This is a genomic window from Streptomyces sp. NPDC127119 (assembly GCF_042677425.1).
Taxonomy (GTDB): domain Bacteria; phylum Actinomycetota; class Actinomycetes; order Streptomycetales; family Streptomycetaceae; genus Streptomyces.
This window is the reverse complement of sequence record NZ_JBHXTO010000054.1, coordinates 28,094-52,651: the sequence shown is the minus strand read 5'-3', so window position 1 is coordinate 52,651 and position 24,558 is coordinate 28,094. Positions and strand designations below refer to the sequence as shown.

At 72.2% G+C, this 24,558-nt stretch carries 19 protein-coding genes; 3 read left to right on the top strand and 16 right to left on the bottom strand.

Going from position 1 to position 24,558, the window contains the following annotated elements:
* Window positions 1–51 precede the first annotated feature (51 nt).
* The gene (gene ggt, locus ACFVH5_RS23005; RefSeq protein ID WP_385835492.1) at window positions 52–1,863 is read right to left on the bottom strand and encodes a gamma-glutamyltransferase; all 1,812 of its coding nucleotides are present in this window, start codon (window positions 1,861–1,863) and stop codon (window positions 52–54) included.
* A 104-nt stretch (window positions 1,864–1,967) separates the two neighbouring features.
* On the opposite strand from ggt, the gene ACFVH5_RS23000 reads away from it, so the two are divergent.
* A complete protein-coding gene (locus tag ACFVH5_RS23000) occupies window positions 1,968–2,729 on the top strand; it encodes a hypothetical protein (RefSeq protein WP_385835491.1) in 762 nt (253 codons plus the stop codon).
* 346 nt (window positions 2,730–3,075) lie between these two features.
* Here ACFVH5_RS23000 and ACFVH5_RS22995 read toward each other — a convergent pair whose 3' ends face one another.
* Both ACFVH5_RS22995 and ACFVH5_RS22990 read right to left on the bottom strand, forming a co-directional pair.
* The gene (locus tag ACFVH5_RS22995; protein ID WP_385835489.1) at window positions 3,076–3,819 is read right to left on the bottom strand and encodes an amino acid ABC transporter ATP-binding protein; all 744 of its coding nucleotides are present in this window, start codon (window positions 3,817–3,819) and stop codon (window positions 3,076–3,078) included.
* 127 nt (window positions 3,820–3,946) lie between these two features.
* The gene (locus ACFVH5_RS22990; RefSeq protein ID WP_210888516.1) at window positions 3,947–4,387 is read right to left on the bottom strand and encodes a DUF6278 family protein; all 441 of its coding nucleotides are present in this window, start codon (window positions 4,385–4,387) and stop codon (window positions 3,947–3,949) included.
* Window positions 4,388–4,539: 152 nt separating this feature from the next.
* On the opposite strand from ACFVH5_RS22990, the gene ACFVH5_RS22985 reads away from it, so the two are divergent.
* Window positions 4,540–6,417 carry an SGNH/GDSL hydrolase family protein gene (locus ACFVH5_RS22985; RefSeq protein WP_385835488.1) on the top strand — a complete coding sequence of 626 codons (1,878 nt, stop codon included), beginning with the start codon at window positions 4,540–4,542 and terminating at the stop codon, window positions 6,415–6,417.
* 167 nt (window positions 6,418–6,584) lie between these two features.
* On the opposite strand, the gene ACFVH5_RS22980 is transcribed toward ACFVH5_RS22985, so the two are convergent.
* The 12 genes from ACFVH5_RS22980 to ACFVH5_RS22925 form a co-directional block, all read right to left on the bottom strand.
* The gene (locus ACFVH5_RS22980) at window positions 6,585–7,364 is read right to left on the bottom strand and encodes an exodeoxyribonuclease III (RefSeq protein WP_385835486.1); all 780 of its coding nucleotides are present in this window, start codon (window positions 7,362–7,364) and stop codon (window positions 6,585–6,587) included.
* Window positions 7,365–7,409: 45 nt separating this feature from the next.
* Window positions 7,410–8,045: an MBL fold metallo-hydrolase gene (locus tag ACFVH5_RS22975; RefSeq protein ID WP_384806945.1), complete on the bottom strand. Its 636-nt coding sequence runs from the start codon at window positions 8,043–8,045 to the stop codon at window positions 7,410–7,412.
* Window positions 8,046–8,106: 61 nt separating this feature from the next.
* The gene (pcaC, locus tag ACFVH5_RS22970) at window positions 8,107–9,405 is read right to left on the bottom strand and encodes a 4-carboxymuconolactone decarboxylase (RefSeq protein ID WP_385835485.1); all 1,299 of its coding nucleotides are present in this window, start codon (window positions 9,403–9,405) and stop codon (window positions 8,107–8,109) included.
* A 247-nt stretch (window positions 9,406–9,652) separates the two neighbouring features.
* Complete coding sequence (locus ACFVH5_RS22965; protein ID WP_385835484.1) at window positions 9,653–10,996, bottom strand: sulfite oxidase; 1,344 nt, start codon at window positions 10,994–10,996, stop codon at window positions 9,653–9,655.
* 293 nt (window positions 10,997–11,289) lie between these two features.
* Complete coding sequence (locus ACFVH5_RS22960) at window positions 11,290–13,362, bottom strand: SWIM zinc finger family protein (protein WP_385835483.1); 2,073 nt, start codon at window positions 13,360–13,362, stop codon at window positions 11,290–11,292.
* Window positions 13,363–13,673: 311 nt separating this feature from the next.
* Complete coding sequence (locus tag ACFVH5_RS22955; RefSeq protein ID WP_385835481.1) at window positions 13,674–16,568, bottom strand: SNF2-related protein; 2,895 nt, start codon at window positions 16,566–16,568, stop codon at window positions 13,674–13,676.
* A gap of 139 nt (window positions 16,569–16,707) precedes the next feature.
* Entirely contained in the window at window positions 16,708–17,289 is a 582-nt protein-coding gene (locus ACFVH5_RS22950) for a sugar kinase (RefSeq protein WP_384806933.1), read from the bottom strand.
* Window positions 17,289–18,473, bottom strand: a complete 1,185-nt coding sequence (locus ACFVH5_RS22945; RefSeq protein WP_210888539.1) for an ROK family glucokinase — start codon at window positions 18,471–18,473, stop codon at window positions 17,289–17,291. The genes ACFVH5_RS22950 and ACFVH5_RS22945 overlap by 1 nt, the downstream gene beginning before the upstream one ends.
* 224 nt (window positions 18,474–18,697) lie before the next feature.
* On the bottom strand, window positions 18,698–19,510 hold the full coding sequence (locus ACFVH5_RS22940; protein WP_384806929.1) for an ATP-binding cassette domain-containing protein: 813 nt from the start codon (window positions 19,508–19,510) through the stop codon (window positions 18,698–18,700).
* A complete protein-coding gene (locus ACFVH5_RS22935) occupies window positions 19,507–20,580 on the bottom strand; it encodes an ABC transporter permease (protein WP_385835480.1) in 1,074 nt (357 codons plus the stop codon). Before ACFVH5_RS22935 ends, ACFVH5_RS22940 begins: the two co-directional genes overlap by 4 nt.
* Window positions 20,577–21,581: a sugar ABC transporter substrate-binding protein gene (locus tag ACFVH5_RS22930; RefSeq protein ID WP_385835479.1), complete on the bottom strand. Its 1,005-nt coding sequence runs from the start codon at window positions 21,579–21,581 to the stop codon at window positions 20,577–20,579. Before ACFVH5_RS22930 ends, ACFVH5_RS22935 begins: the two co-directional genes overlap by 4 nt.
* Before the next feature lie 131 nt (window positions 21,582–21,712).
* Complete coding sequence (locus ACFVH5_RS22925; protein ID WP_107016720.1) at window positions 21,713–22,462, bottom strand: GntR family transcriptional regulator; 750 nt, start codon at window positions 22,460–22,462, stop codon at window positions 21,713–21,715.
* Window positions 22,463–22,579: 117 nt separating this feature from the next.
* Between ACFVH5_RS22925 and ACFVH5_RS22920 the strand changes: the two genes are divergently transcribed.
* Window positions 22,580–23,593 carry a Gfo/Idh/MocA family oxidoreductase gene (locus ACFVH5_RS22920; protein ID WP_384806920.1) on the top strand — a complete coding sequence of 338 codons (1,014 nt, stop codon included), beginning with the start codon at window positions 22,580–22,582 and terminating at the stop codon, window positions 23,591–23,593.
* A gap of 285 nt (window positions 23,594–23,878) precedes the next feature.
* Here ACFVH5_RS22920 and ACFVH5_RS22915 read toward each other — a convergent pair whose 3' ends face one another.
* Entirely contained in the window at window positions 23,879–24,556 is a 678-nt protein-coding gene (locus tag ACFVH5_RS22915) for a response regulator (protein ID WP_385835477.1), read from the bottom strand.
* Window positions 24,557–24,558 lie beyond the last annotated feature (2 nt).

The following is a 24,558-nucleotide window of genomic DNA, read 5'->3' as shown; positions in this document are numbered from 1 at the left end:
GTCTGACAATTCCCGCCCTCCGGGCGACGACGGGAATTGCTCAGACAGGCCCTAGGGCGCCGGTTTCACCACCATCGCCGAGCCGCCGCCCCTGCGTACGGTCTCCGCGGCTGCCAGCCACTTGCCGTTCGGGAGGCGCTGGACGCCCGTCGCCGCGCCGATCTCCGGGTTCTGGCGGAAACCGTGGCCGATGCCTTCCAGCTGGGTCCTCAGCGGGCTGTTCCACAGGCCCGGTTCGAGCTCGGTGGTCGTCTGGTTGCGCTGGCTGGCCCGCGGGGCGGCGATCGCGTCGACGAGCGGCAGGCCCCGGTCGAGGAAGCCCGTCAGCGTCTGCAGCACGGTCGTGACGATGGTCGCGCCACCGGGTGAGCCGAGCGCCACCACCGGCTTCGCGTGGCGGTCGAGCACGATCGTCGGCGAGATCGACGAGCGCGGACGCTTGCCGGGCCCGGGCAGGTTCGGGTCGTGCACGGCCGGGCTCGCCGGGGCGAAGGAGAAGTCGGTCAGCTCGTTGTTGAGGAGGAACCCGCGGTCCGGGACGGTGATCCCGCTGCCGCCGGTCTGCTCGATGGTGAGCGTGTAGGCGACGACGTTGCCCCACTTGTCGGCCGCCGTCAGATGGGTCGTGTTCTCGCCCTCGTACGTCGTCGGCGCGGCCTTGCCCCCGGTCGCGCACGCCGCCGGGTCGCGCGGGTCGCCCGGCGCCAGCGGGCTGGTGAGCACCGCGTCGTCCTTGATCAGGCACTCGCGCGAGTCGGCGAACCGCTGCGACAGCAGTTCCTTCGTCGGTACGTCCTCGAAGGCGGGGTCGCCGACCCAGCGGCCCCGGTCCGCGAAGGCGATCCGGCTCGCCTCGATGTACCGGTGCAGGTACTGGACGTCGGAGGCCTTCGAAAGGTCGGTGTTCTCAAGGATGTTGAGCGCCTCACCGACCGTGGTGCCACCGGAGGAGGAGGGCGCGATGGAGTAGACGCCCAGACCGCGGTACGAGGTCTTCGTGGGCGCCTGCCGCTTCGCCCGGTACTTCGCCAGGTCCTTCAGCGTCAGGTCGCCGGGGCGGGCGTCGTATCCCGAAGCGGGGTCCACCGGCGGCTCGTTGACCGTGTCGACGATGTCCTCGGCCAGTTCGCCGCGGTACAGGGCGTCCACGCCCTTGCGGCCCAACTCCCGGTAGGTACGCGCCAGATCGGGGTTCTTGAACGTCGAGCCGACCACCGGCAGCGCGCCGCCCGGCAGGAACAGGTCGGCCGTGTCGGGGAAGTTCCTGAACCGGGCCTCGTTGGACTCGGTCTGCGAGCGGAACGTGGCGTCGACGGTGAACCCGTCCCGTGCCAGCCGCTCCGCGGGCTCCAGCAGCGGCCCGAGCCGCTTGCTGCCCCAACTGTCCAGCGCCGTCTGCCAGGTGGCCGGTGTACCGGGCGTGCCCACGCCCAGGCCGCTGGTCACCGCGTCCGCGAACGGGATCGGCTGCCCGTTCTCCAGGAAGAGCCCCGAGTCGGCCGTCAGGGGCGCCGTCTCCCGCCCGTCGATCGTATGCACCGTACGGGACTTGGCGTCGTAGTAGACGAAGTAGCCGCCTCCGCCGATGCCCGACGAGTACGGCTCGGTGACGCCGAGGGCCGCCGCCGTGGCGACGGCCGCGTCCACCGCGTTGCCGCCCTCGCGGAGGATCTCCACCCCGGCGGCCGAGGCGTCCGCGTCGACGCTCGCGACGGCTCCGCCGTAGCCGACGGCCACCGGCACCTTCCCGGCCGGTCCTGAACCGCTCCCGCCGGTCCCCGAGGAGGGCGGTGCCGCCCCCACCGACACCACAGCGGCCGACACCGCCAGCACAGCAAGTCTCCGCGCGACCGAGCGCCCCATCAGTACCTCCAGTCAGCGATTCCCTGCGCAGCGTAACTTCCTCGGCATGGCCGCGTCAGGCGCCTCTCGAACACGGATGCGCTTGCCCGCTAACATGCGCGCCCATGACTGACGACGTGCGCAACATCGTCCTCGGAGTGGTCGCGGCGGGCCTCAGCGCCTCGCTGGGCTGGCTCGCCCGGACCTACCTGTGGAAGCGCAGGCTCCGCCGCAAGCAGGTCTTCTTCGGGCTGCCCGACCACTCCGAGTCGCTGCTCGTGGTCAACCGCGACGCCGGCAGCCCCGACCTGGCCGTGCACCGCTACGACGTGTTCGCGCTGCTGGAGCTGTCCGCGCTCATCAAGGACTGCAACGCGCACGCCGACGTGATCACCCAGGACGCGGCCCGGCAGGGCTTCGGGGAGCGCACGGAGTTCTGTGTCGGCGGCCCGGGGTCCAACCGCCGGATGGCCGCCCATATGCAGGCCATGCTGCCGGGTGTGCGGGTGAACGTCGATCCGGAGCCGGGTCCGGACCGTCTGGCGTTCCAGATAGGCAGCGATCGCCACCGTATGCAGCCCGGGGTGGCCGAGTACGTCCTGCTCGCGCGGCTCACCGCCGGGCAGCCGGGCCTCGGCAGGCCCGTGTTCCTCTTCTGCGGGCAGCGCGCGATCACCAACCAGGCGGCGACCCGCTATCTGGCCCGCAACCACGAGCGGCTGTACCGCAAGCACGGCAACAGCTCCTTCGCGCTCCTTCTGAAGGTCGTGAACTCCCAGGCGTACGGGCCGGATGTCGTCGAGCTGGTCGCGGACGTCACCCGCGCCGCGCAGACGCCCCTGCCCGAGGGGGCCACCCGGACCACCACCCATCGTGCCGGGCAGTAGGGCGGTGGCGAGGGGAGCACAACCCGACCGGCGCAGCTGACCTTCTTCTCACCAGCGGCCGACGTACATGTCGGTCCCGCTGCGTGAGCAGTGATCCCCGGCTGCCGCCGGACGGGCCATTGCCCCTCGCTACCGCGTGCCCGGCAGCAGCGTCCCTGGGTCGGCCGAGGCGCCTTCGACAGCCTCTGTCACCGCGGGGATGAACGACAAAGCGTAGTCGAGACCGGGCGCGGCCCGTCCCCCGGCCTGGCGGAAGCCCTCACCGGCGCCGAGGCGCGGAACCGACGCGGGTTCAGGGCGTACACGTGCCGCACGTGCCGTACGGGTCATGATCACGCTCCCCCGCTCAGTGTGTGAGGATCTTGGAGAGAAAATCCTTGGCACGGTCGCTGCGTGGGTCGGTGAAGAACTCCTCGGGGGTGCGGTCCTCGACGATGCGGCCGTCGGCCATGAAGACGACCCGATTGGCCGCCGAACGCGCGAAGCCCATCTCGTGGGTGACGACCACCATCGTCATACCGTCGCGCGCGAGCTGTTGCATGACCTCCAGAACCTCGTTGATCATCTCCGGGTCGAGCGCCGAGGTCGGCTCGTCGAACAGGAGGGCCTTGGGATCCATCGCGAGGGCGCGGGCGATGGCCACGCGCTGCTGCTGACCGCCGGAGAGCTGCGCCGGGTACTTCGGCGCCTGCGAGGCTAGTCCCACCCTGTCGAGGAGTTCGAGCGAGCGCTTGTCGGCCTGGTCCCTCTTGCGGCCTCGTACCTTCATCTGCCCCAGGGAGACGTTCTGAAGGACCGTCTTGTGCGCGAAGAGGTTGAAGGACTGGAAGACCATCCCGACCTCGGCGCGGAGTTTCGCGAGTTCCCTGCCCTCCTCGGCCAGCGGCTGTCCGTCCAGCCTGATCTCACCCGACCCGATGGGCTCCAGACGGTTGATCGCCCTGCAGAGGGTCGACTTGCCCGACCCCGAGGGGCCGATGACCACGACCACCTCCCCCTTGCCGACGGTGAGGTCGATGTCCTGCAGGACATGCAGCTCCCCGAAGTACTTGTTGACGTGACGCAGCTCGATCAACGGATCGACGGCCATGCTCAGCCCTACCCACTCTCAGCAGTGTCGCGATTGCGGCAAACTATCCAGACGAGGATGGACTTAATACACGACACGCACTTTTCGGGCATTAGCCGTATTTACTTCGCCAGTACGGGCCAGGGCTTCACGCTTCCGCGACCTCGGCGTACAGCTGAGAGAGTTCGGGAACTCCGCTGGCCGCCCATTCACGGCCCGACACGACCACGTCGATCTCCCGGCCCGACACCAGCCGCACCACCGGCTGACCGTTGGGCCACACCTCCCAGAGCGCGCCGGGCACCGTACGCACGATGACCGTGCCGAGGTAGAGGCCGGCGTCGTTGCCGAGCCAGGGCAGGCTCTCCTCGTCGTCGCGCCAGCGTGGCAGCAGTTGGTCGAGTGCCTCCAACGAGGCGACGGTGTCGTCCAGTTCGATCCCCGCCTGATGGGCCTGGGAGCGGAGCAGTTCACATTCGGAGAGCAGTTCGGCCACCCCCTCGTGGTCGCTCTCGCTGTCCGAGAACACCGCGACCCCATGGGCGGGGCCCCGCTTCTTGCGCCAGTTGCCCAGGAAAGGGATGTTCATACACCCAGCCTTTCATCCATATCGCCCACCGCACCACAGGGCGCGCGGAATGCCTGTTCCCAGGGAGTTCGCACGCAGTTCGCGCCTGCCTCATTGACGGGACCACGTCGTCTCCTTAGCTTCACGGTGCATCCTGAGCGGGAGGAGTCGGTGTGCGCCGACGCGTGTGGAGTACCACCGTTGCCCTGACCCTGCTGTCAGTGCTGACGGCCGCGGTCCCGGCGACGGCCGCGGTCCCTGCGGCGGACGCGGTCCCTGCGGCGGACGCGGTCGCTCCGGTGGAGGTGGTCCGTGCGACGGCCGCTCCGGAGGTCAAGGAGCGCCCGCTGCCCCTGGAGCGGCACTTCGACAACACGGCCGTGAGCGACGACGCCCGGCCCGCCCAGGCGGACTTCGACGGCTCGGGCCGTTCCCTGTCGGCGCGGGACCTCACCGCCGCCGGCTGGACACCGGGACGCGCACTCACCGTCCAGGGCGCCCGGCTGACCTGGCCCCGCCGGACCCCGGGCCGGCCCGACAACGTACGCGCCGACGGCCAGTCCGTACGGGTACGCGGCCACGGTGACGCGCTCGCCTTCCTGGTCGCGGGCACGGGCGGCGGCGAGGAGAGCGGCACGGGCGTGGTGCGGTACCTCGACGGGTCCAGTTCCTCGTACCGGCTGAGCGCGTCGGACTGGCGCGGCGGCCCGCTCGCCACCAAGGCCGTGGCCCTGCCCCACGTCAACACCCCCGACGGCCAACTCGCCGAGAAGGCACGGCTGTACGTGGTGACCGTGCCGCTCGTCCGAGGGCGCGCGGTGGACTCCGTGGACCTGCCGGACAACGACGACCTGCATGTGTTCGCCCTGTCGGTACGCTCCGACAGCCTCGGCTGGACGGGCAGTTGGGCCGCGTCGACCTCCGGCTACCCGGCCGTCGGGCCCTGGACCGACCGGACACTGCGGCTGGTGGTGCACACCTCGGCGGGCGGGCCACGGGTACGGATCCGGCTCGACAACACCTTCGCGGCCACGCCCGTACGGATCGGGAGCGCGACGGTGGCGGTGCAGGCGTCCGGGGCGAGCCCGCGCGGCGCTCCCGTGCCGCTGTCCTTCGGGGGCTCCGCGGGCACCGGGATCCCCGCGGGGGCGCAGGCGTTCAGCGATCCGCTGGGCTTCGACGTGCCCGCGGACAGCAACCTCCTCGTGAGCTTCCACCTGCCCGGAACGGTGGCGGCGGCGCCCGTGCACAGCCTGGCCGTGCAGCAGTCGTACGTCAGCGAGCCCGGTGACCACGCCGGCGACACCGCCCCGGACGCATACACCTCGACGATCCTCAACTGGCCGCTGCTGACCGGTGTCGACGTGAGTGACGAACCGGGCGGTGGGTCAGGCGGCGGTGCAGACGGCGGGCCGGGGTCCGTCGTGGTGCTCGGGGACTCGATCACCGACGGCGAGAAGTCGACGCGCGACGCGAACCGGCGCTGGCCCGATCTGCTGGCCGACCGGCTCCGGGAGCAGAATGTGGTGCCGCACTATGGGGTGCTCAACCAGGGGATCTCGGCGAATCGTGTGGTCACGGACCGGTACGTCGGTGACGGTGTCTCCACCGACACGGGCGGGGTGAGCGCGCTGCACCGCCTCGACCGGGATGTCCTCGCACAGACGTCGGCGCGTACGGTCGTCGTCTTCCAGGGGATCAACGACGTCCGCTGGGGCGCCGGTGCCGAGCAGGTCGTGGAGGGGCTGAAGGAGGTCGCCGAGCGGGCGCACGGGCGGGGGCTGCGGGTGCTGGCCGCGACGATCGTGCCCTGTGAGGGCGAGGCTCGGTGCACCGCCGATGTCGATGCCCAGCGGAGTGCTGTGAACCGGTGGATCCGGTCCGGGGCGGCCGATGCCGGGTTCGACGGGGTGCTCGACTTCGACGCGGTGTTGCGGGATCCGGGGGATCCTGCGCGGCTTCTTCCTGTCTATGACAGTGGAGACCATCTGCACCCTGGCGATGCGGGGCTCGCTGCGCTGGCTTCGTCCGTGGATCTGGGGTTGTTGTAGGGGGTTCTTTGGGGCGGGGCGGATTTTGGGCAGGTCCGGTCGCTGTTCGGGTGCGGGCCGGATGTGGCTGGTCGCGCAGTTCCCCGCGCCCCTTACGGGGCTTGGGTCGTGTGTCCGGTGCGGGTCCGATGTGGCTGGGCGCGCAGTTCCCCGCGCCCCTTGCGGGGCTATACGTCCAGGTCCACTACCACCGGGGCGTGGTCCGAGGCGCCCTTGCCCTTGCGTTCCTCGCGGTCCACGTAGGAGTCGGTCACCGCCTTGGTGAAGGGGGCGTTGCCGTAGACCAGGTCGATGCGCATGCCCCGGTTCTTGGGGAAGCCGAGCTGGCGGTAGTCCCAGTACGTGAACGGGTGGTCGTACTTCAGGGGGCGCGGGACCACGTCCGTGAGGCCCGTGCCGCGCAGGGCGGTGAGCGCGGCGCGCTCGGGCTCCGTGACGTGCGTGGAGCCCTCGAAGACGGCCCGGTCGAAGACGTCGTCGTCCGTCGGAGCCACGTTGTAGTCGCCCATCACCGCGAAGGGGCGGCTGCCGGCCGCGTCGCCCGCGACGGCCGCCTTCAGGGCCTCGAACCACTGGAGCTTGTACGCGTAGTGCGGGTGGTCCACCTCGCGGCCGTTGGGCACGTAGACCGACCAGACGCGGACCGGCCCGCAGGTCGCGGAGACCGCGCGGGGCTCCTCGACGCCCTCGTAGCCCGGGTCGCCGGGCAGGCCCCGCACGATGTCCTCCAGGCCCACCCGGGACACCACCGCCACGCCGTTCCACCGCCCGGTCGCGTTCACCGCCGACTCGTAGCCCAGCTCGCGCAGCTCCTCGGTGGGGAACTGCTCGGCGGTGGTCTTCGTCTCCTGGATGCACAGCACGTCCGTGCCGCTGCTCTCCAGCCAGGCCAGCAGCCTCGGGAGACGGGCGGTGATCGAGTTCACGTTCCAGGTGGCGATACGCATGCCCCACAACCTACCGGGCGCCTCCGACAGTCGGAGATCGGCCACTCAGAGGTCGGCGGTCTCGCCCGGGGCCAGACGCAGGTGCTCGGAGCCGCCCAGGGTGCCGATCTGACGGTCGTAGGCGGGGCGCGCGAGGTCCGTGAGCAGGGCGTCGTGGATGTCGTACGCGCGCTGCGGCTTGACCTCCCTGACGTAGTCGATGACCTCGGAGATCTTGCTCCAGGGGGCCTGCACGGGCAGCAGCAGCGTCTCGACCGGGTGGTCGGGAAGGGTGAGCGCGTCGCCGGGGTGGAAGACGCGCCCGCCGTCGACGAGGTAGCCGACGTTCGTGATGCGCGGGATGTCCGGGTGGATCACGGCGTGCAGTTCGCCGTGGACCTGTACGTCGAAGCCCGCGGCGGTGAACGTGTCGCCGTGCCCGACGGTGTGCACCCGGCCCGGGAACGCGGCCGAGAGCTGGTCGGCGACCGACTTCAGGGTCCAGATCTCCGCCTGCGGGTTGGCGTCGAGACCGGCCCGCAGGTGCCCTTCGCTGAAGTGGTCGGGGTGCTCGTGCGTGACGAGGATCGCGTCCGCGCCGACCGCGGCGTCCTCCTCGCTGAAGACCCCGGGATCGATGACGAGTGTGCGGCCGTCCTTCTCCAGGCGGACGCAGGCGTGCGACTTCTTTGTGAACTTCATGCCTTCCATCCTGCCTCCGCCCGTCGGCGCGGGCCCACCCGAGGGGGCCCTTTCCCGCCGCTCACTCCTGCGGAGTGGTCTCCTCGCGGATGACCTGCTGGGCCACCTTGAAGGCGCTGTTCGCGGCCGGTACGCCGCAGTAGACGGCCGCCTGGAGGAGTACCTCCTTGATCTCCACGGGGGTGAGCCCGTTGCGGAGGGCGGCCCGGGTGTGGAAGGCCAGCTCGTCGAGGTGGCCGCCCGCGACCAGGGCGGTGAGGGTGACGCAGCTGCGCGAGCGCCGGTCGAGGCCCGGCCGGTCCCAGATCTCGCCCCACGCGTAGCGCGTGATGAACTCCTGGAAGTCCCCGGAAAACTCGTCGGCCTGGGCCAGCGCCCGGTCCACATGGGCGTCCCCGAGCACCTCACGGCGGACCTTGAGGCCCGCGTCGTACGGATCGGACCTGCCCAGCAGCGCCTCGGGCTGCGGGGCCGGGGCGATCTCGGCGACGGGTGACGCCTGCTGCGGCACGGAGAGCACCGGGCTCGCCTGCGGGACCACGACCGACATCTGCCCGGTCGACGAGTCGTAGGCGGGCTGCTGCCAGGCCGTGGAGAAGTGCCGTACGAGGAGGTCCGTGACCGCCGCCGGCTGCTCCACGGGGACCAGGTGGGAGGCGCCGGGCACGACCGCGAGGCGGGCGTCGGGTATCCCGGCGACCAGGGTGCGGGCTTCGGCGGGGCCGGTCACCTGGTCGTCCGAACCGACCAGGACGAGCGTGGGCACACCGATGCGGCCGAGGTCGGCACGGATGTCGAACGCGGCGAGCGCCTCGCAGGCGGCGATGTAGCAGCCCGGGTCGGTGGTGCGGACCATCTGGACGGCCCACTCGGTGATCGCGGGCTGTGCCGCGGCGAACCCGGTCGTGAACCAGCGCTCGGGGGACGACCGCGCGATGGGGTCCAGGCCGTTCGACCGGACGATCACACCGCGCTGCCGGAACTCGTCGGCCGTGCCGAAGCGCGGGGAGGCCGCGATCAGCGTGAGCGAGGCGAGGCGCTCGGGGCGGCGCAGCGCCAGCTCGGCCCCCACGGCTCCGCCGAGCGCGCAGCCCGCGTAGCCGAACCGCTGGACGCCGAGCCCGTCGAGGGTGGCGAGCAGCCGTTCGGCGAGCTCGGTGACCGAGCCGGTCGGGTGCGCGGGTGCGCCGCCGTGACCGGGCAGGTCGTAGCGGAAGACCCGCCACTGCTTGGCCAGCTCCGGGACCTGCCGGTCCCACATGTGCCAGGTGGTGCCCAGTGAGGGACCCAAGATCAGGACAGGTGCGTCTTCCGGCCCGTCAAAGCGGTATTGAAGGGTGTTGGTCTGTGCGTCGCTCACCCGACTCACGCTCCCACATCTCACGATTTCTCACGCACTTGGGTCGGATCCCCGTGCAAGGCGTCCCACGTTGTGGCAGCCTCGCGAAGATCCTCCGCACCGGCCTTCACAACTCGCCGAGGGGCAGCCGGGTGGCAAGGGACCCCGGCCGCACCGCGCGTCATCGTACAGATGGACCCTACGAACCTTCAGGGGCTCGGGGCGACGGCCGGGGCTCCCCGTGGAGGTGGGCGTCGCGGGGCGCGGGTCACACCGCCCGGACCGGGTGCCGGACGACCGCGTCGAAGAGATAGCCCTGGGTGTTGTGGACGGTGGTCTGCGGCTGGGTGCGGCCCGTGGTGTCGGTCGCACGGGCCAGGAGTGTGTACGTTCCCGGGGTCGCCGGACGCCAGTCGGCGGACCAGCGGACCCAGTCGGCGCGGCGCGGGGCGTCGTGCAGACGGGCGCGCCGCCAGCTCGAACCGCCGTCGGTGCTCACGTCGACGCGCGCCACGGCGCCCGCGCCCGACCACGAACGGCCGGTGAGCCGGTGCTCGGCGGCGGCCTCCACGCTTGCGTTCCATGGGAGTTCGAAGGCCGACTTGAGCGTCTGACGGCTGAGCGGGGCGCTGCCGCCCGCCGGGTACGCGTCGCCGAACAGCCGGTAGAAGTCGGTGTTCCACGGGGAGTACAGCGGCTGGGCGGAGACCTCGATGTCACCGACCCACTTGATCGACGCGATCCCGATCCAGGACGGCACGAGAACCCGTACGGGACCGCCGTGGTCCGGCGGGAGCGGCTCGCCGTTCATCTCGTACGCGAGCAGCACGTCGTCCAGGGCCTTCGACAGGGGCAGCGGGCGGCGGACGCGGCCGAGGTTCGTGCCGTCCGCCGTGACGTAGTCGGCGTCCAGGCCGCGGGGCAGGACGTCCACGGCGCCGCGGCTCAGCCCGGCGCGGCGCAGCACCTCGCCGAGCCGTACCCCGCGCCAGCGGGCCACGCCGATCGCGCCCAGGGTCCACGCCGTGCCGGACACGGTCTGGCCCTGCTGTGTCGTGAAGAAGCTGCGGCCGTTGCCCGCGCACTCCACGAACGCGCTGCGGGTGGTGGCGGGCAGGCACTTGAGGTCGTCGAGCGTGAACTCGGCGGACCCGCCGCCCGCGAGGCCGTCTCCCCAGACGGTGACACTCCAGGCGTTCGCGTCCAGGACGGGGGTGGCGGTGTGGTTGCGGACGAAGAAGCGGTCCGTGGGGGTGTGGTGGCCGGTGCCCGCCAGTGCCTCGAACCTGGTCTCGGCGTTCGTACCGCGCGCGGTGAACCAGACGTCGGGAAGCGGCTTGACTATCCCGGGGACGGCGGCGGCGGACGCGCGGTCGGTGGTCGCGGCGGCTGTCCCGGGAGCGGCCACGGCGGGTGCGGCGAAACCGGCGGTGGCCGCGGTGGTTGTGGTGGCCAGTCCGGTGGCGGCCAGCAGGCGGAGCATGTCGCGTCGCTCGATGCCGTCGGCCCTGGCCTCGCCCGTGAGCCACTGACGGAGTCTGCGACGGTCGTAGACGGACTCTTCATCGCGCGTGCCGGTACGGGAGTCGGTACGCGAGTCGGTACGAGACATGGGTGGGCTCCTGCCTGTCGGGGGTTCACGGGCACGGGTGCGGAGGCGGTGGGGTGACCGCGGGCCCGCGGGTACGGCATAACTCGCCGGGCCCTCGGGCCTGGGGGTGGAGGTGGGCCGCAGGAGGAGAAGTGCGGCCGGGAGCGCGGTTACGGGCTCGGTGAAGATCAACAACAGCCGTGCGGCGTACGCACGCTGAACCGCGGAGCAGGGCGGCACCGGCTGAGGATCATGGGCGCCATGGTACGAGGCCACGCGCCGACTCGCCGGTGAATCGCGGGAGTCGGGCGCGCTCAGACGTCGGTCGGCGAGCCCAGGCCGGTGAGGGCGCCGACCGGGTCCAGGTCGGGGGTGCCGCGGGGCCACCAGTCGTCGTGGCCCGGTTCCGACTCGTACGCGTACCAGAGGCCGTCGTGGCCCAGACGGAGCTGTATGTGGCCGTGGGGGTGCGTGAGGTGGTTGTGCCAGGGACGGAAGGCGGGGAAGTCGGCCGCGAGGAGGAGGGGGCGGGCCCGGTCGAAACGGCCCGCCGGAGGGTCCCAGGCCTCTTCGAGGACGGCGAGCCCTTCGAGCCCGCCCTGGCGCCATGCGGCGACCGCGCGGGCCAGGTCTCCCGGGGTGCGACGCGCGGCGGTGGCCAGGTCCGCGTAGAGGGCGCGGGTGGTGGCGGTGAGGCCGGAACCCGGGCGGGTGGCGGCGAGCCGGACGGCGTCCTGCCAGAGCGTCAGCTCGGCCAGGGGGTCGCGGCCGGTGGTGAGCAGCGCGTGCGCGCGGGCGGCCGCGTCGGTGGCCAACTGGTCCAGCGCGAACGGGTCGGGCCCGCCGGGCGACGCCGGGTAGGCCGGGGGCTGTTCGGGATGCGCGGGCGGCGGCAGCGGGGCCGGCAGGGCCGCCCGTACGCGGCGCTCGACCGCCTCGCGCGCCGGAACTCCGGGAAGTGCCGGCTCCTCGGCGGCGCGGGCCGAACGGGCGGCCAGCGTGGCGTTGCGCCGGGACAGCTCGTCCAGCAGTTCGCGCTCGCCCCGGCCGCGCAACAGGAGGAGCACGAACGGGTCTTCGTCCAGCAGCCGCGCGGTCTGGTAGCAGAGGGCCGCCGCGTGCTTGCAGGGGTGACCGGAGTCGGGGCAACTGCAGCGCGGGACCAGGTCGCCGGGGCCGGGGAGCAGGTCCACCCCGCAGTCGGCGAGTGCCTGGGGCAGCTCCTTGTCGAGCAACGCGGCGATGTGGGCCGGGCGTTCGGCGGCGGCGCCGAGGAATCGCTCCCAGTCGTCGTCCGAGAGCGTACGCATCCGGATCTGCACGCGGTACGGCCGCGGACGGCTCCCGTGCACATAGGCGAGCACGAGCCCCGGCGTGACCGTGACCGCGTCGACGTGTCCCTCCCCCGCGTACGCCTTCCCCCGCCCGAGCCGCGCCGCGTCGAGCGCCATCTCCTCCAGCGCGGCGACCCACGCGTTGCCCCACCACGTCTCGGCGAACCCGCCCCCCTCACGCCGCGCACGCTTCGGTGGCGGGAACGTACGCCGCAGCTCACCGTCCCGGGCGGGGGCGGCCATGGAACGACCCGCTGCGGGGGCGCTGCGCTGTGCGGGGGCCGGGGGCTTGCCGGGGACGGCGAAGATGCCGGGGGCGGGCTCGGCAGGGGGATGTGGGTGGGGGTGGGCGGCTTCGGAGCTGAGGGGGCCGGCGTCGGCACCGGCTTCGGAACCGGCTTCCGTGGCCGTGCCGGACTCGTCCGCCCGCTCTTCCCTCTCCAGCCGGGACGACAGATCGAGGCTGTTGCCCAGCATCTCGGCCAGTTCCCGTACATGGGCCGCGGCCTCGCGGCTCGGACCGGTGGGACGCGCCGGACGAGAGCCGGGGGCGGTGACCGCGGCGCCCCCGCGCCGCTTCCTGGACGCCCCGACTCCCTTGTCCTGCGCGGCAGTTCGCTCCCGCTCCGCCTGGATGCGCGCGGCACGCAGCGCCTCCCGGGCCACGTCGCCGGGCCGCGAGGCTTCGGAGGGAACGTCGGGCCGGTCGGCCGCGGGCGGCGCGGAGACCTCGTCGGGTCGGCCGACCGCCTCCGGCTCGGCGATCGCATCGGACACGGAGGCCGCATCGGACCCCGCGTCGGGCAGCCCTGTCGCCGTCGCCTCGGACGCCGGGCGTGAGCCACGGGCCTCCGGCTGCTGGGTGTCCACGGAGCCCGGTGCTCCTCCCCCGCCCTCGGTCCCCGCGGCGGTGTCACCGCCGGTACGGCTCACCGCTCGCCGCAGTGCCTCGCGCGCGGCGTCGCCCGGGCGGGGCCCGGATGCCGCGGTTCCGTCGACGGCTCGGCGGCGTGGCTCCACGGCTGCCGGGGGCGCTTTCGAGGCCGGAGCCACGGAGGACTCCCCCGAGCCCGGACCTGAGCCCGATTCCGAGCCCAGGCCCGAGTCCGAGGTCGCTTCAGCTCGGCGGGCTTCCCGCAGGGCCCGTCGGGCGGCGTCGGCGGGTCGCGTCCCCTCGGCCGCCGGGCGGGAGCCGTGCACCGAAGACGCCACATCGTCGTGGGCGGGGGCGGGGGCCTGGGCCTCGGCTTGAGGCGTCCTGTCGTCAGCGGCCCGGCTTTCCGCACGGGACGCACCCGGCGACGCCGCCGGCGGGCGCTCGTCCGTCCCCTCACCGTCCGTACCCGGCTGATCCGTCGGAGACATCACGTGGACCTCCGCAGTGACACCAGGTCGGACAGGTCGCGGTCGGTCAGTTCCGTCAGGGACGCCTCGCCGGAGCCGAGGATCGCGTCCGCCAGGGCCCGCTTGGAGGCGAGCATGTCGGCGATGCGGTCCTCGACGGTGCCCTCGGTGATGAGGCGGTGCACCTGGACGGGCTGGGTCTGGCCGATGCGGTAGGCGCGGTCGGTGGCCTGTTCCTCGACGGCCGGGTTCCACCAGCGGTCGAAGTGGATGACATGCCCCGCGCGCGTGAGGTTGAGACCCGTACCGGCGGCCTTCAGCGACAGGATCAGGATCGGCGTCGCCCCGCTCTGGAAGCGGTCCACCATGTGTTCGCGCTCGAACACCGGCGTGCCGCCGTGGAGCAGTTCGACGGGGACCGCGCGTGCCGTGAGGTGGTTCGTGATCAGCCGGGCCATCCCCACGTACTGGGTGAAGACGAGGGCCGAGCCGTCCTCGGCGAGCAGCGTGTCCAACAGCTCGTCGAGCAGGGCCAGTTTGCCGGAACGGGCGGCCTGTCGAGCCGTTCCGGAGCCACTGGGGAGCCCGTCGGGCTCCTCCTTCAGATACAGCGCGGGGTGGTCGCAGATCTGCTTGAGCGCGGTGAGGAGCTTGAGGACGAGGCCCCGTCTGGCGATGCCCTGCGTGGTCTCGATGGCGAGCATCGACTCGCGGACCACGGCCTCGTACAGGGAGGCCTGTTCGCGGCTGAGGGGGACGGGGTGGTCCGTCTCCGTCTTGGGCGGCAGTTCGGGGACGATGCCCGGGTCGGACTTCTTGCGCCGGAGGAGGAAGGGCCGGATCAGCCGGGCGAGGCGGGCCACGGCCTCCTCGTCCTCGCCGTTCTCCACGGCGCGCGCGTGCCGGGCGCGGAAGGACTTCAGGGGGCCGAGGAGTCCCGGGGTCGTCCAGTCGAGCAGGGCCCACAGCTCGGAGAGGTTGTTCTCCACCGGTGTGCCGCTCAGCGCGACCCTGGCCGGTGCGGAGATGGTCCGCAGGGCCTTGGCCGTCGCCGAGTACGGGTTCTTGACGTGCTGGGCCTCGTCCGCGACGACCATGCCCCAGGTCTGCTCGGCGAGCCGCGGTGCCGTCGAACGCATCGTCCCGTAGGTGGTCAGGACGAAGCCTCCGTCCATGTCCGCCAGGGAGCGCTCCGGTCCGTGGAAACGGCGCACGGGCACGCCGGGGGCGAACCGCTCGATCTCCCGCTGCCAGTTGCCGAGCAGCGAGGCGGGGCAGATGACGAGGGTCGGCTCGGTACGCGCCCGCTTCAGATGGAGGGCGATGACGGTGATGGTCTTGCCGAGTCCCATGTCGTCGGCGAGGCAGCCGCCCAGGCCGAGCGAGGTCATGAGGTCGAGCCAGGCCAGCCCGCGCAGCTGGTAGTCGCGGAGGGTCGCCCGCAGGCCGGGCGGCGGTTCGGCGGGGCGCAGTCCGGCCGTGAGGCGGTCGCGCAGCGCGGCGAGCGCTCCGACGGGCACCGCCTCGACGCTCTCCCCGTCGACCTCCACACTGCCGCTGAGGGCCGCGGAGAGGGCGTCGACCGGGTCGAGCAGGCCCAGTTCGCGTTTGCGGGCCTTGCGGACGAGGGCCGGGTCGACGAGCACCCACTGGTCCCGCAGCCGGACGACGGGGCGGTGCGCCTCGGCGAGGGCGTCCATCTCCGCCTCGCTGAGCGGGTCGCCGCCCAGGGCCAGCTGCCAGCGGAACTGGAGCAGTTCCTCACTCTCGAAGAAGCCCGTCCCGTCCGTGGCCGAGCCCGGCGCGGGGCGGACGACCGCCGCCGCGCTCAGGTCCTGGGCGAGGTCGCGCGGCCAGTGCACGGCGACCCCAGCCGCGCCGAGGCGGGTGGCCGCCACACCGAGCAGGTCCGACAGCTCGTCCTCGGACAGGGCCAGTACGTCCGGCACGTCCTGCGCGGACAGCCGGTCCAGGGGCGGCCAGACGCGGGCCGCGCGGCGCACGGCCAGGGCCGCGTCGACCCGGGCGCGCGGGCCGAACGTGGCGTCCGCGGTGCCCGCCCACAGGGCCGCCGCGTCGACGACGAGAGTGGGGTCGGCGAGGCTGTGCACCTGGACGACGGCCGCGCCCGCCCGCCGCGCGCCCTCGCCGTCGTCGAAGAGCTCGTCCGCGGACAGGTCGAGACGCAGGGAGATGCGGACCCCGGCGTCCATGCCGGCGGCGACCTCCGCCGCCCAGTCCTGGGCGCCCGGCAGCCGCTGGGCCCCGCTCGCCGCGAAGGGCCTCCCCGCCGCGTACGGAGCGGCCGGGGTGCGGGGCAGGGCGTCGGCGACCGCGTCCAGGAAGGCGCGTGTCAGCGCTTCCGGCTCGGGCAGCCTGAGCGGGCCACTGCCCGGCAGGGGGACGGCGTGTCCCTCGTACGGGAGGGCCGCGGCGATCGCCCTGAGGTGGGCGATGTCGTCCGGGTCCAGGGGGCCCGCACGCCACGCGTCGACCCCTTCGGGGGTCAGGCCGGGCAGCAGCCGGCCGCGTGCAACGAGCCGCAGCGCGTGCAGGGCGGCGGCTCCCCAGCAGGCCGTGGCGGGGTGGGCGGCGGGGTCGCTCCTGGCCCGCACCAGAAGTGGCAGGGCCTCGGTGACCGGCATGGTCAGCGCGGGGACCGCGTGCCGTCGTGCCCCCGTGCCGTGCCGTCGTACGACCGTCAGCTCGGTGTCCGGTGTGGGGAGCGGGAGGTCGCCGTCCGGGTCCCAGAAGGCCATCCGTCCGCCGCGGGGCAACGGGGCGGGCAGGAACACCGCGGCCAGCCGGAGGGAGACCTCGGGCTTCGGCCCGGCGCCGGGGCCGGCCTCGGCACGGGGCTCCCCCGTGCTCGTCCCCTCACCCGTCCCCGTACTCGTACGCGTCCCCGCGGTCATGCTCCCGGCCACCTCCCTCGCCCGCTCTCGTCCCGGTCGGATCGATCGTCTTCGACTCTACGGGCCGGGTCTGACAACGCGGCCCGTCGGCCGGAAGGGGCAGGTGGTCGGGGCGTGGTCGCGGTGGCTTCGGGGTGGGTCAGGGGGTCGTTCTGGAGACCACGTAGACCATGGGATGGCCGGGCTTCGCCCAGTCCACGACGATGTGCTGCGTGGGCATCGGGTTCTTCCGTGCGTGGTTCAGGCCCGACCAGGGACCGGGCCCGGTGAACTCCCAGCCGACGACCCGCCGGTCGCGTGCGCTGATGGCGAGTTCGTCCTTCTCCAGGGCGTCGAGGCTGGTCCCGATGGTCTTGAGGAACTTCTCCAGGCCCTCGTCGCTGGTGAGGAACTGGACGTAGAGACGGCTGGTCTTCCAGTTGTTCGTCTCGTAGTACGCGACCTCGGCCGAGTAGCCGGGGATGGGCACCTGGTACAGGCGGCGCTGGACCCGGGAGGGCCAGCCCGGGGTGAGCCCGGTCGCCGAGTACTTCGCCTCCTTGTCCTTGCCGCTGTCACGGCTCTGGTTGGCGGAGATCACCAGATAGCCCGCCGGGACACCGATGAGCAGCACGATGATCAGCAGGGTCAGGGCGCGGCGGCGGATCCTGTGGCCCGGCTCCTCGGGCGGGCGCGGCGGCTCGTCCGGGGGTGAGGCCTGGCGCGGCAGCGAGGCCGTCATCACAGCGTCTCCTGCGCCTCGCGGCGCGACTCGGCGTACCGCTCGTAGCGCTCGTACCGCTCGACGCGGCGCCGGTTGGCGCGCCGGAAGCGGCGGGCCACGAGGCGGGCCAGGTCCGCGGCGCCGACCATGCCGGCCTCGGGGCCGAGCTGGGCGCGGGCGATCCGGGCCTCGGGGCGGTAGCCGCGGCCGGTCAGATGGCGGCGGAAGGCGTCGCGCGCGGGGCCGATCAGGAGGTCGTCGGCCGCGCTGACGCCGCCGCCGATGACGAAGCAGGAGGGGTCGAGGGCCGCCGCGAGGTTCGCGATGCCGACGCCCAGCCACTGGCCGATGTCCTGGAGCAGCTCGATGCACATCGCGTCGCCCTCACGGGCCAGCTCGGTGATCATCGGGCCGGTGATCTCGGCGATGTTTCCCTTGACGTGCTCGATGATGCCGTAGGCCACCGGGGAGTCGGCGGCGGCGAGTTCGCGGGCCTCGCGGACCAGGGCGTTGCCGGAGCTGTACTGCTCCCAGCAGCCGCGGTTGCCGCACGGGCAGCGGTGACCGCCGGGCACGACCTGCATATGGCCGAACTCGCCCGCCACCCCGAACTTGCCGCGCTTGACCTGCCCGTCCTCCAGGATCGCGCCGCCGATCCCGGTGCCGAGCGTGATCATGACGAGGTGGTCCTCGCCGCGGCCCGCGCCGAAGCGCCACTCCGCCCAGGCGGCGGCGTTCGCGTCGTTGTCCACCAGGACGGGGACGGCGAGGCGGCCCGCCAGGCGGTCCCGCAGGGGTTCGTTGCGCCAGGAGAGGTGGGGTGCGAACAGGACCCGGTTGCGCTCCGCGTCGACCCAGCCGGCCGCGCCGATGCCGACCGCGTGCACGTCGTGGCGGTCGGAGAGGTCCAGGACCAGTTCGAGGATGGTGTCCTCGACGACCTTGGGGCTCTTGGACTTGTCGGGGGTCTCGGTGCGGACCTTCTCCAGGATGTTGCCGTCCGCGTCCACGACGCCCGCCATCACCTTCGTGCCGCCGATGTCGATGCCGACGGTGGGGACGCGCGGTGCCGTCAGGTGGGAACGGCGCTCGCGCGTGCCCACGGTGCGCAGGGCGGTGGCACGGCGGGAGCCGATGGGGGCGCCCGCGGCTCTGGCGGAGCCGAGCGCCCTGGGCAGGGCGAGGTCGCGGTAGGTGCTCATCGCGCCGATTCTGCCCCACGCTGCCGCTCGGCCGCACGGCGGCGTCCTTCGCCGCGCACGGGGCGCCCTGGGGTGGTGCCGGTGATTCGCTGCCTGCGGGAGCGTCGTGGCTGGTCGCGCAGTTCCCCGCGCCCCTGAAAGAGGCCCCGGCCGGGCGAGCCCAGGCGGTGGAGCCGCAGATCGACGCGGCCCCGCGCCCCCTGCGGGGCACCACCCGGGGCGCCCTACGAGGCGCTGCCCTCCAGTTCGTGGCGGAGGTCGTCCAGTTCGTTGCCGCCCGCCATTTGGCGGGTCAGTTCGTCCAGGGTGATCTCTTCCCGGGTGTGGTTGCCGACCATGGTGCCGCGTTTGAGGAGGACGAAGCGATTGCCGACGAGGTACGCGTGATGGGGGTTGTGGGTGATCAAGACGACACCCAGGCCCGCGTCACGTGCGGCGGCCACATATTTGAGGACCACACCGGACTGTTTGACGCCCAGCGCCGCGGTGGGCTCGTCGAGGACGAGGACCTTCGCGCCGAAGTGGACGGCCCGGGCGATCGCCACGCACTGGCGCTCGCCGCCCGAGAGGGTGCCGATGGGCTGGTCGACGTCCCGCAGGTCGATGCCCATGCGCAGGAGTTCCGCGTGGGTCGTGCGGCGCATGAGGTCGACGTCCAGGCGCTTGAAGGGGCCGGACCCCTTGCGGGGCTCGGAGCCGAGGAAGAAGTTGCGCCAGACCGGCATCAGGGGGACGACGGCGAGGTCCTGGTAGACCGTGGCGATACCGCGGTCCAGGGCCTCCCGCGGGGACGCCGGGCGGGTGTCCTCGCCCTCGATGCGGAAGGTGCCCGCGTCGTGCTGGTGGAGCCCCGCGATGATCTTGATCAGGGTCGACTTGCCGGCGCCGTTGTCGCCGAGGACGCAGGTGATCTCCCCCGCGTGGACCTCCAGCGAGACACCCTCCAGGGCGCGGATGTTGCCGTAGTACTTACTGACGTCGTCGAGCTCGACCAGGGGCGTGCGCCCGGTGGACGTCGTCGTGGCGGGCTGCGTCATGCCGTGGCCTCCGCGCGCTTGCGGACCCAGGCGTTCAGCAGGGTCGCGAGGAGCAGCATCGCCCCGAGGAAGAACTTGAACCAGTCGGGATTCCACTCGGCGAACACGATGCCCTTGTCGGTCATACCGAAGATCAGCGCGCCGACCGCCGAGCCGATGGCGGAGCCGTACCCGCCGGTGATCAGGCAGCCGCCGATGACGGCCGCGATGATGTACGTCAGCTCCTTGCCGACGCCCTCTCCCGACTGCACGGCGTCGAAGGAGAAGAGCAGGTGCTGTCCGGCGATCCAGGCGGCGAAGGACACCCCCATGTAGAGGCCGATTTTGGTCGCGGCGACGGGTACGCCCACCGCGCGGGCCGCTTCCTTTCCGCCACCGACGGCGAAGATCCAGTTGCCGACGCGGGTGCGCAGCAGGATCCAGGAGGCGAGGGCGACCAGGCCCAGCCACCACAGGATGGTGACCTTGAAGTCGACGCCGCCGACGGTGAGGACGGACGCGAAGAGGGCCTTGGCGGAGGCGAAGCCCTCCATGTCGGCGATCGTCTTGGTGGAGACGGTGCCGCTGATCAGCTTGGTGAAGCCGAGGTTCATCCCGGTCAGCATGAGGAAGGTGCCGAGCGTGATGATGAAGCTGGGCAGCTTGGTGCGGGTGAGCATGAACCCGTTGAAGAAGCCGATCGCGAGGGTGACGAGGAGCGAGACCCCGACGCCCACCCAGACGTTCGCGGTCATCTGGTAGCTGAACATCGACGAGATCAGCGCGGACGACGTCACCATGACGCCGGCGGACAGGTCGAACTCGCCGCCGATCATCAGCAGGGCGACGGGCACCGCCATGATGCCGATGGTGGAGGCCGCGTACAGCACGGTGCTGAGCCCCGCGGCCCGTACGAAACCGTCCGCGATCAGCGCGAAGAAGAGGAAGACGGCGAGCGCGCCGACCACCGAGCCCAGCTCGGGCCGGCCCAGCAGCCTGTGCAGCGGCGAGGTCCGCAGCAGCCGGTCGTCCGCGGTGGAGCCCGTGGAACCCCCGGGGGGCGTGGGAGGCGTGGGGTTCGTCGCGGTCATCGGGTGCCCCGGTCCGCGTAGCTCTCCAGCTCTGCGGCCTGGTCCTTGGTGATGATCTGCGGGCCGGTGAGGACGGGGCGTCCGCCGCCGAGGGTGTCGGCGTTGTACCGGTACAGCCAGAGCAGGTCCACGGCCTCGTACCCCTGGAGGTACGGCTGCTGGTCGACGGCGAAGCCGAGGGTGCCGTCCTTGAGGGAGGCGGCGACCTTGGCGTTCAGGTCGAAGGTGTCGATCTCGGCCTTGCTGCCCGCGTCCTCCTTGGCCTTGACCGCGGTGTCCGCGTAGGGCGCGCCGAGGGTGACGACGGCGTCGACCGCGGTGTCCGCCTGGAGCTTGGCGCCGATGGAGGACTGGACGGCCGACATGTCGGTGCCCTCCACGTAGATGTTCCGCACGGTGCCGTCGAAGGTCTTCTTCACGCCCGCGCAGCGCTGCTCATGGCCGACATTGCCCTGTTCGTGGAGGACGCAGAGGGCCGTTTTCCGGCCACGCCTGTTCAGCTCGTCCCCGACGGCCTCGCCGGCGATCGTCTCGTCCTGCCCGATGTGGGTGAGCGCGCCGAACTCCTTGGACTTCTCGGATCCCGAGTTCACGGTGATCACGGGGATGCCCGCCTTCACGGCGCGCGCGACCGCGCTCTTCATGGCGTCGGGCTTGGCGAGGGTGACGACGATGCCGTCGACGCCCTTGTCCACGGCTGCGTCCACGAGCTGCGCCTGCTGCTGTCCCTCGTCGTCGTGGGAGTACAGGAACTTGATGTTGTCCTTGTCGGCGGCCTGCTGGGCGCCGTTCTGGACGATGTCCCAGAAGGTGTCGCCATCACCCGAGTGGGTGATCATCGCGACGGTCCAGCGCGGCGTGCTCACCGCGCCCCCGCCCTGGGCCGACGCCGCCTTGCGGGCGTCCTCGGCGCGCTTGCCGCCGGTGCTGCTGCACCCGGCCAGGGATGCGCCCAGCGCCCCTGCCACCGCGATGCTGACCCAGGTCCGAAACCGTGCCACGAGGCCGTGCCCTTCTTGATGTCCGATACATGAAACAACCAAGTATCGGATACGGAGTGAAGGATTCCGGACAGCGGGGCCGTCGACACCGCCACGCGGGCATGCGCGGGAGTGCGTGGAGTCGTACCAGCTCAGGGGCGGACGAGCAGCTGGAACTCGAAGGAGTAGCGCGAGGCGCGGTAGGTGTGCGAGCCGAACTCGACGGCGCGGCCCGTGTCGTCGAAGGTGGTGCGCTGCATGGTGAGCAGCGGGGCGCCGGCGGACTCGTCGAGGCGCTCGGCCTCCACGGCGGTGGCGGCCCGTGCGCCGACGGACTGGCGGGCGCTGTGCAGGGTGATGCCCGCGACGCGCATCAGCCGGTACAGACCGGTGGCCTCCAACTGTGCGCTGTCCAGGTCGAGCAGGCCGGGCGGCAGATGGTTGCAGAGGTACGCCATCGGGTCGCCGTGGGCCAGCCGCAGCCGCTCCACCCGGTGCACCTCGCTGCCCTCCGCCACCGACAGGGCCGCCGCCACCTCGGCCGTCGCCGGGACGACGGTGTTGACGAGGACACGGGTCGCCGGACGCTGACCGGCCGCCTCCAGGTCGTCGTAGAGGCTGCTGAGTTCCAGGGGGCGCTTGACCTGGCTGTGGACGACCTGGGTGCCGACACCCCGACGGCGTACGAGGAGGCCCTTGTCCACCAGCGACTGGATGGCCTGGCGGACCGTGGGGCGGGACAGACCGAGGCGTCCGGCGAGCTCGATCTCGTTGCCCAGCAGGCTGCCCGGGGTGAGGGCACCGCGCTCGATCGCCGCTTCGAGTTGCTGGGCCAGCTGGAAGTACAGCGGTACCGGGCTGTTCCGGTCGACGCTGAGCTGGAGCGGCGTGGTCGGGTCCACATCTGGTTTGGGCACGGGCCCGAGCGTAGCTCCGGTGCATGTTGACGGGAAGTTGTGAGGTTCGATTGTCCGGACAAAGAGTTGACAGGGTGTAGGGTTCGCCCTCAACTTTGTCGCATGCGCATCGGACTCATCGGGACGGGTCGTATCGGTACATTTCATGCGACCGCCCTCAGCCGCCACCGCGAGGTGGGCGGCTCCCTCATCGTCACGGACGCGGATCCCGCACGAGCACGCCGGCTCGCGGACCGCTTAGGTGCCACCGCGGCACCCGGCGTGGACGAAATCTTCACCTGGGGGGTGGACGCCGTGGTCATCACCGCGGCCACCTCGGCACACGGCGAACTGATCGGTCGGGCAGCCCGCGCCGGACTGCCCGTGTTCTGCGAGAAGCCCATCGCCCTCGACCTGACAGGCACCCTCACGGCCATCGCGGAGGTCGAGGCCGCCGGAACGATCCTGCAAATGGGCTTCCAGCGGCGCTTCGACTCGGGGTACGCCGCCGCGCGGGAGGTGGTGCGGTCGGGGCAGCTCGGCCGACTGCACACCGTACGGGCCATGACCTCGGACCAGTCGCCGCCGCCGGCCGAGCATCTGCCGCTCTCCGGCGGGCTGTATCGGGACACCCTCGTGCACGACTTCGACATGCTGCGGTGGGTCACCGGGCGTGAGATCACCGAGGTCTACGCGATGGGATCGGACGCCGGGCCCGCGATGTTCCGCGAGGCGGGTGACATCGACACGGCGGCGGCCGTCCTCACGCTGGACGACGGGACGCTCGCGACGGCCACGGCGACGCGGCTGAACGGGGCGGGTTACGACGTCCGCATGGAGCTGGCCGGGGAGCTGGACCAGATCGGGGTCGGGCTCGACGACCGTACGCCGATCGCCTCCACGGAGCCGGCGGGGCCGCCTGCGGCCACCAAGCCGTGGACGGGGTTCCTGGAACGGTTCGGGCCCGCGTACGAGGCTGAGCTGCACGCGTTCGTCGAGGTGGTGCGGGGGGAACGGGCGAATCCGTGCGACGGGCGTGAGGCGTTGCACGCGTTGCGGGTCGCGGAGGCGTGCGAGTTGTCTCGGCGCGGGCGCCGGTCTGTTCCGCTGTCGGAGATCCCGGGCGGCCGGGACTGATCGACTGGCAATCGGCCGCGGGTCGGGGGGTGCGGTGGAGGTGGGGTGCGTGGTCGGCTGCGACGCCGTCGTGGCCGGTCGCGCAGTTCCCCGCGCCCCTGAAAACCGGGGCTGCGCCCCAGCTTTTCACCCCAGGGCAAGCGACCCCGCCGAAGGGGCGCGGGGAACTGCGCGGCCAGCCCCCACCCGGCCGCAGACAACAAACCGGTCGGCACCATTCAGGGGCGCGGGGAACTGCGCGATCAGCCGCCGTCGGCCCGCAGACCGTGACGAAACGCGCACGCGTCAGCGGTCATCGGCGTCGTTGTCCAACAGGCCCGCGTCGTACGTCAGTAGCGCGATCTGGACGCGATTGTTGAGGCTCAGCTTCGCGAGGATTCGGGAGACGTGCGTCTTCACCGTGGCGACGCTCATGAACAGCCCCGCCGCGATCTCCGCGTTCGAACACCCCCGCCCCACCGCCACGGCGACCTCGCGTTCACGGTCGTTGAGTGCGGCGACCCGCGTACGCGCACCCGCACGCCGCGTGTCGGGCCCCGCCCCCGCGGCCTGTTCCATCAACTGCCTCGTCACGGCGGGCGACAGCACCGGATCACCCGCCGCGACCCGGCGCACCGCGTGCAGGATCTCCGCGGGCGGCGTGTCCTTGAGGACGAAGCCGGCCGCACCCGCCCGCAGCGCCCGCAGCACCTGTTCGTCGGCGTGGAAGGTGGTGAGGACGATGACCTGGGGAGCCTCCTCGCGGCCCCGGAGCCGTTCCGTGGCGACGAGCCCGTCCACCGTCGGCATCCTGATGTCCATGAGGACGACATCGGGGCGCGTGCGGTCGACGAGCGCCTCGACCTCGCTGCCGTCGGCGCCCTCCCCCACGATCTCCAGGTCGTCGGCGCCGCCCAGCATGAAGGACAGGCCGGCTCTGACCAGCGGGTCGTCGTCGACGAGGAGGAGACGGATCGGATTCATGC